We start from the raw sequence: 11,887 nt of genomic DNA, 5'->3' as shown, positions 1-11,887 counted from the left end.
AGTTAAATCCCCGGAAGATTTGGCCATAGAACCTGGTGACCAGCCTTTCTTAAATCTTGAATTAAACCGGTAGGATTCATTAATTGGACTCTAATGACAAGTATTTTGAATTGATCATCCTTTTTATCCGGGTAAACTAAAACACTAAGAATATTGGCATTCCGTTTGCGAATGATTCCGGCAATGTCCGAAAGGATGCCTGAAATGTTTGGTACCCTGATTTCAATTTGCGACCCAGGCTGGTGCGCACCAGTAAGTTCCACCATCGTTCGAAGTATATCTGTTTCTGTTATGATTCCAACGAGCTTGCGGTCTTTAATAATCGGAATGGCGCTGATTTTATACTCATAAAATAACGCTGCAGACTCTTCTACAAAATCCAGCGGGTGACCGGTAATTACATTTTGCTCCATGATTAATTCGAGTGGCTTTGTTAATTCATCTGGATTTTCATTTGTCCGAAAGGTTGACGGGGTGACTTCTTTTAATCTAGAAATAGTCACAAGACCGACTAAATTATTCTCCTTATTGATAATTGGAATATGGCGGATATTATTAGTTTCCATTACATGAATAGCATCTGCAATGGTATCTGTTGGATATAATGTTACGACATCTGTTTTCATGATTTCTTCTACAATCATTTCAGTATCGCCTCAATTCTTATTAAATTCAGGATGAAAAAGCCGGTTAGTACATAAAACGGTTCATAAAGCGCAGTCGGTCGAACTTTTGAACTGTCTCCAGGTCGATCCGTTTACCGATTCTTGCCATTAAACAATTCGCGGGGTGCGAGCATATTTCTGGATCATCTGTGGCATACCACTCTAACCCTCCGGCGTTCATCATCTTCTCCATGATTTTTCGATATTCCCATACATTTAATTTCGTTCCTTTTAAATCCCAATGCCAATAATATTCCGTTGTAATAATCAGATAATCTTCCATTGCATCATCCATCATCGAAACCTTCAGCAGGTTTTTACCGACGGCACATCCTCTAAATTTCGGAATAACTTCAATAGCACCTAATTCTATTAAATTTTCCATTTTCCCTTCCGACCACCGTTCCAGGGGATCAGGATAGAGGAAGGTAACATAACCAACAATAGTGTTTTGATGCCTTGCTATGATAATTCTTCCTTCAGGCAGGTCGGCAATTCCAATTAATGCTGTATGCTGCTGCTCAGGAGGACGAAAGGCGATTAAATCTTCATGAAAATCATAGCCCTTTAGTGATTCTGATGAAATTGGCCCTTCAATGATAAGCGTACCGTCAGGTGTTTTTAACTCCTTCGCATTATAAGTTTTTTTATGTTTCATTAGGTCACCCCTAGAAAAATCTATCGTATAATAACTCTATTATACATAATTTTGCAGATGAATAAGACATTTCACAAAATTTTCAGTAATATGAAAATGAAAACAGGATAAATAATGGACAAATAATATTTTTAAAAAAATATTATTTTTAAAATTGTGAATAGTTACTATTTGTAATATAATAATCTAAATAAGTTTCAAGGGGGAGATTAATGTGAAAGTGCAAGCATTACCAGTTGTGCAAGGGGATCATAATTTACGCAACTATGAAGAAATGTATGAACATTTCAACTGGAAAGATGCGGAGAAGGAATTTTCCTGGAGTGAAACAGGGCTAGTCAATATGGCATTTGAAGCCATCGATCGTCATGCTGAATCCTTCCGGAAAAATAAGGTCGCTCTTTACTATCGGGACGGTTCAAGAAATGAAAAGTATACTTTTAAGGAAATGAAGGAGCTTTCCAACAAAGCGGGGAATGTGCTAAAGAATTATGGCGATGTAGAGAAGGGGGACCGCGTATTTATTTTCATGCCACGTTCACCGGAGCTTTACTTTACTGTTTTAGGTGCCATTAAATTAGGCGCGATTGTAGGTCCATTATTTGAAGCATTTATGGAAGGCGCTGTCAGAGACCGTTTGCAAGATAGCGGCGCGAAAGTTCTTGTAACTACTCCTGAATTGCTCGATCGAGTTCCTGTTCAGGATCTGCCTGAATTAAAGCAAATTTTCCTTGTCGGAAAAAATGTTGAAGAACAGGGTAATTTGATTAACTTCCTTGAAAAATTCGAAAAAGCAAGCAGCAATCTTAACATTGAATGGGTGGAGCGCACTGACGGTTTAATCCTGCATTATACCTCCGGTTCAACAGGCAAACCAAAAGGGGTGCTGCATGTACATAATGCGATGCTTCAGCAATATCAAACTGCTAAATGGGTGCTTGACTTAAAAGAGGATGATGTCTACTGGTGTACGGCTGACCCAGGCTGGGTTACTGGTACTTCTTACGGTATCTTTGGTCCGTGGTTAACTGGAACATCAAACGTGATTATCGGCGGACGCTTCAGCCCTGAATCATGGTATAAAATGATTGAAGACTTTGGCGTAACAGTATGGTATAGTGCACCAACGGCATTCAGGATGCTAATGGGGGCAGGTGACGAGCTTGTTAAGAAGTTCGACTTAAGCAGCCTCCGTCATGTATTGAGTGTGGGCGAGCCATTAAATCCGGAAGTCGTAAAATGGGGTGCGAAAGTATTCAATAAGCGAATCCATGACAATTGGTGGATGACAGAAACTGGTGCACAGCTAATCAGCAACTACCCATGTATGGAAATTAAACCTGGCTCAATGGGTAAACCAATCCCAGGTGTTGTGGCTGCTATTGTTGATGATCAAGGCAATGAGCTTCCGCCATATCGTATGGGAAATTTGGCTATCAAAAAAGGCTGGCCATCCATGATGCATACGATTTGGAATAATCAAGCAAAATATGAATCTTACTTCTTGCCACATGGAGACTGGTACGTTTCTGGCGATTCAGCTTACATGGATGAGGACGGGTATTTCTGGTTCCAAGGCCGTGTAGACGATGTCATTATGACATCTGGTGAGCGTGTCGGCCCGTTTGAAGTAGAAAGTAAGCTTGTAGAGCATCCTGCCGTTGCAGAAGCAGGCGTAATCGGTAAACCTGACCCTGTCCGCGGTGAAATCATAAAAGCGTTTATTGCGCTTCGAGACGGTTATAGTGCGACTGAAGAATTAAAAGAAGAAATTCGTCAGTTTGTCAAAAAAGGCCTTGCTGCTCATGCAGCACCTAGGGAAATTGATTTCCGTGACAAGCTGCCAAAGACACGAAGCGGTAAAATCATGAGACGTGTCCTAAAAGCATGGGAACTAGATTTACCGACCGGTGACCTTTCGACAATGGAAGACTAATACAAAAGAAAAGACAGCCAAATCTAAAGATTGTGCTGTCTTTCTTTTTTTAATATTTGACCAAGGTGTATTTCTTTTTACCTCTTCTAATGATCGTAAACTGTCCTTCGATTCTGTCCTCTTCTTGCAGGATGTGAGCAGTGTCGGTAATTTTTTCGCCATTTACCGTAACAGCACCATTTGAGATATCTTCACGAGCCTGGCGTTTCGATGGTGAAATTTTAGCAGCGACTAAAAGATCGACTAAATTTTCCTCACCTGCCGCCTCATATGTTGGTACATCCTTAAAGCCTTGCTTAATTTCAACAGCCGAAAGATTCTTCACATCGCCGCTAAATAATGCCTGTGAAATTTTAATAGCCTGCTGCAATGCTTCTTCCCCGTGAATCAGGCGGGTCATTTCTTCTGCCAATCCTTTTTGCGCCTTGCGAAGATGTGGTTCTTCCTGAACACTTACCTCAAGCTGTTCAATTTCTTCGTGAGAAAGGTATGTGAAGTACTTTAAGTATTTCACAACATCGGCATCCGCTGTATTAATCCAGAATTGATAGAATTCATACGGAGTTGTTTTTTCAGGGTCAAGCCAAATCGCGCCGCCTTCTGTTTTCCCAAACTTTGTACCATCTGCTTTTGTTACTAGAGGAATCGTCATCCCGAAAGCTTTTGTTTCTTCGGTATGCATCTTGCGGATTAATTCTAAGCCAGTCGTAATATTCCCCCACTGATCGCTGCCGCCAATTTGCAATTTACAATTATGATGATCGTATAAATGATTGAAATCCATTGCCTGTAGAATGGTATAGGTAAATTCAGTAAAGGAAATACCTGATTCAAGTCGGTTAGCAATGGTATCCTTTGCCAGCATGTAGTTGACGCCGATATTTTTTCCGATATCTCGCAGGAAAGTAACAACGCTCATCGAACTGGTCCAATCATAGTTATTCACCATAATAGCACCATTTTCTCCTTCAAATTCAAAAATAGCTGCAAGCTGCTTCTGAATTCCTTCGACATTTTTTTGAACTGCCTCTAATGTCTGCAGTTTTCTTTCTTCGCTTTTGCCGCTAGGGTCACCGATTAATCCGGTTGCACCACCGACTAATACGATCGGACGATGTCCTTGCTGCTGGAAACGTCTTAATGTTAAAAATGGCACTAAGTGGCCGATATGCAGGCTGTCAGCTGTTGGGTCAGCTCCGCAATAAAGGGAAATTTTTTCGTTATTTAATAATTCTTTCAAACCCTCTTCGTCCGTTTGCTGATAAATAATTCCCCGCCACTTTAAATCTTGTAATAAATCCATTTGAATAACCTCCATTAAAAAATAAAAACGCCCCTGCATAATGCAGGGACGAAAAAATCGCGGTACCACCCAGCTTGAGGAATACTCCTCCAACTTGAAAAAAATAACGGTTTTTCCGTTCTCTGTTACTTTAATCATTCACAGAGAAAGCTCCAGGAGGTAATTCATTCTTCTATATGTGACAGCTTACACCAGCCGCTGTCTCTCTTGAACAGGGATAGAAGAACTACAATTTGTTCCCTTCAACGCTTTTTATAAAAATTTTCTTATTAGTCTTTTTTAACATAAAGCTTCTCCCTTGTCAAATTGGAAATGGAAATTTCAGAAAAATGTTGAATGTTGTCAAACTTTATATTTTCGATATGCTATAATGATAGGTGATTTAAAATGAGGTGATGCATTTAATGAATGAAAAATGGCAAACTTGGATTAAAAAAGTCAAATCCATCTTTACCTTGCTTACCCATAGAAAAACGGTTAAGGGAGCCCGGATTACTTATTCGGTCGTATGGAATTTAATCCTCCTAATTCTGACAGTGGTCATTATTGGCGGCTCGTTTGCTGCAGGTGTAGGTGCTGGTTATTTTGCCTCACTTGTAAAAGATGAACCCGTCCGTTCATACGATAGTATGAAAAAAGATATTTATAATTACACGGAAACATCGCAATTATATTTTGATCATAATGTCTATCTTGGAAAGCTTAGAACGGATCTGGAACGTGAGGAAGTAAAGCTTGATCAGGTATCTGATTATTTAACCAAAGCGGTCATCGCAACAGAGGATGAATATTTTTACCAACATAACGGCGTGGTGCCAAAGGCGGTTTTCCGAGCACTTTTCCAAGAGGTAACAAACTCCTCGGTTCAATCTGGCGGAAGTACCTTAACACAGCAATTAATTAAGAACCAAATTTTAACGAATGAGGTTTCCTTTCAAAGAAAAGCAAACGAAATCTTGCTTGCCCTCCGCTTAGAGAGATTTTTTGATAAGAAAGAGATTCTAGAGGCCTATTTAAATGTTGCCACCTTCGGAAGAAATTCTTCAGGTAAAAACATTGCCGGGGTCCAGGCTGCAGCAAAAGGAATCTTTGGAAAAAAAGCGAGTGACTTGACATTGCCGCAAGCTGCCTTCATTGCTGGTCTGCCGCAAAGTCCATTTGGTTATACGCCTTTTACAAACGAGGCGACTGTGAAAAAGAATCTTGAACCTGGACTCACAAGGATGAAAACAGTTTTAAAGCGAATGTATGATGGCGGATTTATCAATGAAAAACAATACAATGAGGCATCAGCCTATGACATTACAAAGGACTTTATTAAGCCTTTGCCAAATCCAATTGAAAAATACCCTTGGCTGACGTTTGAAATCGAAAATCGAGCCAAAGAGGTTTTAACGTATGTCTTGGCACAAAAAGACGGTTATTCTGAAAAAGAATTGAAAAAAGATGAGTCTCTATACTACAAGTATAAAACGTTAGCCAGCCATGATTTACGGCAAAATGGCTATAAAATCCACACTACAATTGATAAAAAAATCTACGATGCTATGCAAAAAGTAAAGGACAACTATCAATGGTACGGGCCTGATAAACCGGAGAAAATAAAGGACCCAGAAACCGGTGAATGGAAAACAGTTATGGAGCCGGTTCAGGTTGGAGCAATGCTGATTGAAAATAAAACCGGGAAAATTATCAGCTTTGTCGGTGGAAGAAAGTATGATGGCGAGCACCAGTTGAACCATGCTACAAATGCCATTCGGCAAAATGGTTCGACAATGAAGCCGCTGCTCATCTATGGACCAGCAATTGAGTTAGGAAAGGCCTCCCCAGGAACGCCGCTTCCGGATGTCGCGTTAGCTCTTAATCCTGCAAGCTCGAGCCCATGGCCGCACAACTATGATTTAAGGTATAGCGGATTAGTTTCCGCACGATATGCTCTTGCGAAATCCTATAACGTGCCAGCGGTTAAGCTCTACAAGGAAATAGTCAATCAACAGCCAGCGAAGTATCTAGAAAAGATGGGCTTCACTTCGCTGACAAAAGCGGACTATACGAATCTTGCGACTAGTATTGGTTCCATGACTAACGGTGTAACAATCGAAGAAAATACGAATGCGTTTAGTACATTTGCCAATGGTGGGAAATTCATTGACGCTTACTTAATCGATAAAATCGTTGATAAAAATGGCAAGACAATCTTTCAGCATAAGATCAAGGAAGTGGATGTATTTAAACCGCAGACTGCTTATCTAACGCTAGATATGATGCGTGACGTCATTAAAATGGGAACGGCTGCTGGAATTAGGAGCAAGCTTAACTTTAGTGCTGACTGGGCTGGGAAAACCGGAACAGGTAATCAGTATATCGACTCCTGGTTTGTTGCCACCAACCCAAATATTACATTCGGTATTTGGAGAGGGTATGATAAGCCTAAGTCATTAAAGACCTATGGAAGTATGTCATATAGCCAGCGTACCAATAATCTCTGGGCTCAATTAATGAATGCAGCATATAAAATTAAACCCGAATTAATTGCGCCAAAACAATCGTTTAAAATGCCTGGCGGGATTGTAAGGCGTTCCTATTGTGCAGTTTCCGGTATGCTTCCATCTGCAGTCTGTTCAAAAGCTGGACTTGTTGAAAGTGATTATTTCAATGTCAATAATGTTCCGACAAAAGTGGATGATAGCTTAATTGAAGGAAATTATGTCACCGTTGGAGATAAAAAGTTCTTAGCCTTGGATTCCACACCAAAAGAGTTTACCCAGTTTGGGATGATCCTAAACCCTGATTTTATCAAGCGGATGGTAGGGCCTAACTTCCATAATTACAGCCAGTTAATTCCGCAGAGGGATCGTTGGGGGAAAATCCTTGTATCGACGGCAAAAATGAGTGATGATGGGAAAAATCCAAGCCCTGTTAGTTTAAAAGCTAGTAAAAATACCTTAACCTGGTCTAATGCTTCTGATAAGGATGTGGTAGGCTACCGGGTTTATCGAGATGGTGCAAAAGTAGGCAGCATTGTAAACGGTTCTAAGCGCTCATTTGCAGCTGGCAATGGTGCTTACTATGTTACGGCAGTAGATATTGCCGGTAAGGAATCTCCACCTTCCAATGTGATTGAAATCGGAGTGCCAGAAAAATCTGAGGACCAGCCAGTTGCTGGAAAGCCGGAAGAAAAACCAAAAGATAAGCCCAAAGACAATCAAAAGGTTAAACCGGATAAAAAGCCGCAGAAAAAACCTGAATAATGGCTGTTGAACAGGAATACAAAAAAGCACACCTGGTGTGCTTTTTTGTATTGTATTAGGGGAGAATAGACTGAAGAAATAGTGATAAAGGTAACATCATTTTTAACGCATCGTCTAATATAGAAAGAGGACATTAGGGGTGATTAGATGAGGTTTTTAGTACACATAGTTTTTATTATTTTGCTTGCACTTGTTACATTTTTCGGACTCGGACCTGTACTTTTTGCAGACGGAGTTTTAAGTGAAAGATTATTAACTGCAGCAATTGTCATTGGTATATATATGGTATTAGGATTTCTATATCGTAGAACGATACAATGGGTAAACAATAAATAATAAAAAATCCTCTGCCAATTTGAAAAACAGGTGCCGCGACTTTTATTAGGAGAATCTTTATAATTAAGTACTCGTCTGCCCATTGGATATTTTTGGTTTAAAAACTTCCCCCAAATCCCCCCAATTCTTTGGGGGAGAATTCAAAATTCTACAAAGCAAAGTACAAATAAAAAACCCTAGAGGCGTTGATATAACGCAGTTTCTACGGGTTTTTGTGATTGCTAATTAATAAGCAAATCAATTAACAAATGTAAAAATCCCCCTTACAAGTTATCGAACTTTGAACTCCTTCGAGAGCAGGTTAGGAATTTCGTGCATTTTATCAAAATTAACATTTTCTTTACCTATTAACAAAGGGTTAACATCTATATTTGGATTTGTTGTTATTAACTCTAAGGATTTTCTACTAACATCTACCAGACCTTGATGTTTTAAAACTTCTTCGTTGATTTTTTTGTGTATAAATACATCTTCAGAATAACTAAAAATTATAAAGTTTATTGCAGCTAACTTATCTTCGTGAGACAGTTTTCGGAATTGCTTGTAGAAGGATCTGTATCTCTTTTCCTTTGAATCTACAAACATCATAATTACACTAGAACTTTCAAGTGGGAACACACATATATGAACCGATTTCATTTGATATTCGGGTGAATAGTTGTATATATTGTTAATAATATTACCTTCAAAATCAGTTAGCAATACAACAGTACTTTGGAAAGCGATTGGAACAACATAGTCTAGTTTTTGATAATAAAATAAATAATACTCATTATCCCATCCCTTTTTTTCTACTCGTTTTGCACGATTTAATCCTTCGATGTATTCTTGTAAATCTAAATTATTTATAATTTGTTTTTGCTCAATGTTTTCAAATGGTTGTTCGGTACTATCCATCATATTATTAAATATTTCAATTTCTAATTTTCTTTTACTTATGCTTTTTAAGTAATTTTTCATTGCAATTTGTGCTATCATTTTTGAAGTTGGTGTACCTTCATAATTATCTGGATTTTCATAGTCACTAAATATTTTGCTATCACATTCTCTACAAATTAATTGAAAAGTACCAGTCTTGTTTACACCTATATCATCATCTAATAATGGCATGTTTATTAATTTATGGTTATTATAAACAAACCCTTGGTGAGCGATGTTTCTTAGAAAAAAAGCAGGTATTGAGTGCGAATTGCAAAAACTACTACATTTTTCACCACAATAAAAACATTCATTGCTTTTTGCGTTTTTTCTACTCTTACTAAGTAATTGTCCAAAATGTTTTCTAAACTCAACTTTCTTTTCTTTCATTGCATTCAATTCTACCTCTGAATCAGTTCCTAAACTAAGCATCTGAATTAAATCTTTATCATCAAAATTAAACATAAATTCGCCTCTGAATGATCTATATTTTTTGAAGAAATTAATTGTTTTGTCTACTTGAAATTTAAACAAGATATATTAAAAGCATGTTTTTTAAAAAGCGTCCGTCCACGATACGTTATAAAAAGTACCCCCAAAACCTCCCCCAATTAAGGGTGGTGAGGAATACATTAGATTACAAACCAAGAGATAAATAAAACACCCTAGAAACGTTGTTTTATCAACAATTCTAGGGTGTTTGGTATCGCTATTTAAAAAGCGAATTAATTAACGTGAATAGAACTCAACGATGAATGTTTCGTTAATTTCAGCAGGTAATTCAGAACGCTCTGGTAAGCGAGTGAAAGTACCTTCTAATTTGTCAGCATCGAAAGTTAAATAATCAGGAACGAAGTTATTAGCTTCGATTGCTTCCTTGATTACATCAAGGCTGCGTGATTTTTCACGAACGCTGATTGTTTGTCCTGGTGCTACACGGTATGATGGAATATCAACGCGAGAACCATCAACCATGATGTGCCCGTGGTTAACTAATTGACGTGCTGCACGGCGAGTGCGAGCAAGACCTAAACGGTATACAAGGTTATCAAGGCGAGCCTCAAGAAGGATCATGAAGTTTTCGCCGTGAACGCCGCCCATTTTACCTGCTTTAACAAACAAAGTGCGGAATTGACGCTCATTTACTCCGTACATATGACGAAGTTTTTGCTTTTCTTGTAATTGCAATCCGTATTCAGAAATCTTTTTACGTTGGTTTGGACCGTGTTGTCCAGGAGCGTAAGGACGCTTTTCTAATTCTTTACCTGTACCGCTTAGAGAAATTCCAAGACGACGAGATATTTTCCAGCTTGGGCCGGTGTAACGAGCCATAATATGACTCCTCCTTCGTGTTTTTATTTTGGTAAAATAAAAACCGTTAAGAAACTACACTAACAGTCATTTTGTTTTCATGCACCATCGCCCTAGCAGCAGAGGGTTACACGATGCACCATCGCAAGAACGGTTTCTTCGAGAACTGTTATCCAGACCAAAAAACGTTGCTTTTCTTACGAGGAACAAAATGAAACAATTAAAGTTGTTCTCTTAGGCTGCAATATTTTACACAAAAAGTATTATATAATTTTTATACTGTTAAAGTCAAGAAAATTTCCGCCAATCAAATTTTCTAATCCTTTTCTTATATTAAAATTGTAATAGAAAATTTAATATTTTATTGAAAATACTATACCAAACCTACTACAAAATTGGCTATAATAAGGGTGTAGTGTATATATTTGGAATTTATAAATGTTTGTAAAAATAGGTGGAGATGGAATGGGTTCTCTCGAGAAAGATTTATTATCAAAAGTAAAACTTTATAAAAGCTTATTTTTAATTAGTGAAAAGCTTCATTCTTTTATGAATGTAGAAGCCTTAATTGGTGAATTGACTACTATACTTAATGAGACTTTTCCTAACTTTTCATACTATCTGCATCTTTCAAGTGCTGCTTGCTCCAAGGGGGATTTCCCTATTATTGAGCTGGAATACGACAGTAAAAATATAGCCTTAGCTCAATCCTTTGCTTCTGGAGAAGTTCAATTTGAACATTCATCAGTAAATTTACATACCACAATATATGCACCGATAAAGGGGAATAAAGAGGTATATGGGGTGCTGCAGCTTGTTGTTCCAGACACGTTTGCACTAATGAATATTGAAATTGAATTTATTTCAACCCTGCTGGAAAGTGCGGGAAATGCGCTGGATAATGCAAAGATTTACCAAGAGTCACAACAGCTGATTTCTACCTTAACAATGTTAAACGAGGCCGCTAAAACATTAGTCATTACCGATTACTTAACAAAGCTCCATTCACGCAGGCTATTGGATGAAAAAATTCATCGCTCTATGAAAGAGGATGAACAAGGCAGTTTCATTTTAATCGATATTGATAATTTTAAAAATATAAATGATACATATGGACATCAAATTGGGGATGAGGTACTGGTTCAAGTAGCTAACTTAATTAAAACAAGCATTCGTGAAAATGATATCGGGGCACGCTGGGGCGGCGAAGAATTAGCGATCTATTTGCCGAAGGTATCATTAGAAGATGGAGCAGCCATTGCTAAAAGATTAGCTAAGAAAGTTGCAGAAAAATCAAAGCCCAGAATTACAGTTTCGTGCGGTGTTTCTTATTGGCAGAAAGAAATTGCTGATTCATATAAATACTTATTTAAGCGTGCCGATGAAGCGTTATATTCAGCAAAATCCACGGGGAAAAATAAGGTGGTTACACAAAAAGACGATAGTAAGGTAAGTTAAGCTGGTCAATTTTACTGGTAACTTAACTTTAATTGAAAAGCAATCATATAA

9 protein-coding genes and 1 other annotated feature are annotated in these 11,887 nt (G+C 38.1%); of the genes, 4 read left to right on the top strand and 5 right to left on the bottom strand.

Annotated features, from left to right (window positions below; translation table 11 throughout):
* Nucleotides 1-2: 2 nt before the first annotated feature.
* Nucleotides 3-644 carry an acetoin utilization AcuB family protein gene (locus tag IE222_RS04295; protein WP_191270015.1) on the bottom strand — a complete coding sequence of 214 codons (642 nt, stop codon included), beginning with the start codon at nucleotides 642-644 and terminating at the stop codon, nucleotides 3-5.
* A 46-nt stretch (nucleotides 645-690) separates the two neighbouring features.
* Nucleotides 691-1,323, bottom strand: coding sequence for a GNAT family N-acetyltransferase (locus IE222_RS04290; RefSeq protein ID WP_191270013.1), 633 nt, complete (start codon nucleotides 1,321-1,323; stop codon nucleotides 691-693).
* Between the two features lie 214 nt (nucleotides 1,324-1,537).
* On the opposite strand from IE222_RS04290, the gene acsA reads away from it, so the two are divergent.
* Complete coding sequence (gene acsA, locus IE222_RS04285; protein ID WP_191270011.1) at nucleotides 1,538-3,259, top strand: acetate--CoA ligase; 1,722 nt, start codon at nucleotides 1,538-1,540, stop codon at nucleotides 3,257-3,259.
* A gap of 49 nt (nucleotides 3,260-3,308) precedes the next feature.
* Here acsA and tyrS read toward each other — a convergent pair whose 3' ends face one another.
* Nucleotides 3,309-4,562, bottom strand: a complete 1,254-nt coding sequence (tyrS, locus tag IE222_RS04280) for a tyrosine--tRNA ligase (protein ID WP_191270009.1) — start codon at nucleotides 4,560-4,562, stop codon at nucleotides 3,309-3,311.
* A 41-nt stretch (nucleotides 4,563-4,603) separates the two neighbouring features.
* Nucleotides 4,604-4,817 (bottom strand) — a binding site (T-box leader).
* Nucleotides 4,818-4,966: 149 nt separating this feature from the next.
* On the opposite strand from tyrS, the gene IE222_RS04275 reads away from it, so the two are divergent.
* Nucleotides 4,967-7,813 carry a transglycosylase domain-containing protein gene (locus IE222_RS04275; RefSeq protein WP_191270007.1) on the top strand — a complete coding sequence of 949 codons (2,847 nt, stop codon included), beginning with the start codon at nucleotides 4,967-4,969 and terminating at the stop codon, nucleotides 7,811-7,813.
* Nucleotides 7,814-7,960: 147 nt separating this feature from the next.
* On the top strand, nucleotides 7,961-8,149 hold the full coding sequence (locus tag IE222_RS04270) for a DUF6954 family protein (protein ID WP_191270006.1): 189 nt from the start codon (nucleotides 7,961-7,963) through the stop codon (nucleotides 8,147-8,149).
* A gap of 270 nt (nucleotides 8,150-8,419) precedes the next feature.
* Here the strand turns inward: IE222_RS04270 and IE222_RS04265 are convergent, their stop codons facing one another.
* Both IE222_RS04265 and rpsD read right to left on the bottom strand, forming a co-directional pair.
* On the bottom strand, nucleotides 8,420-9,532 hold the full coding sequence (locus tag IE222_RS04265; protein ID WP_223282573.1) for a hypothetical protein: 1,113 nt from the start codon (nucleotides 9,530-9,532) through the stop codon (nucleotides 8,420-8,422).
* 264 nt (nucleotides 9,533-9,796) lie between these two features.
* The gene (gene rpsD, locus IE222_RS04260; protein ID WP_191270002.1) at nucleotides 9,797-10,399 is read right to left on the bottom strand and encodes a 30S ribosomal protein S4; all 603 of its coding nucleotides are present in this window, start codon (nucleotides 10,397-10,399) and stop codon (nucleotides 9,797-9,799) included.
* 444 nt (nucleotides 10,400-10,843) lie between these two features.
* Here rpsD and IE222_RS04255 point away from each other — a divergent pair, with 444 nt between their 5' ends.
* Nucleotides 10,844-11,836, top strand: coding sequence for a GGDEF domain-containing protein (locus IE222_RS04255; RefSeq protein ID WP_191269996.1), 993 nt, complete (start codon nucleotides 10,844-10,846; stop codon nucleotides 11,834-11,836).
* Nucleotides 11,837-11,887: the final 51 nt, after the last annotated feature.

It is taken from the genome of Neobacillus kokaensis (genome assembly GCF_014656545.1).
Lineage (GTDB): Bacteria > Bacillota > Bacilli > Bacillales > Cytobacillaceae > Neobacillus > Neobacillus kokaensis.
The sequence above is the reverse complement of the archived record's forward strand: the minus strand, read 5'-3'. Positions and strand labels throughout refer to the sequence as shown.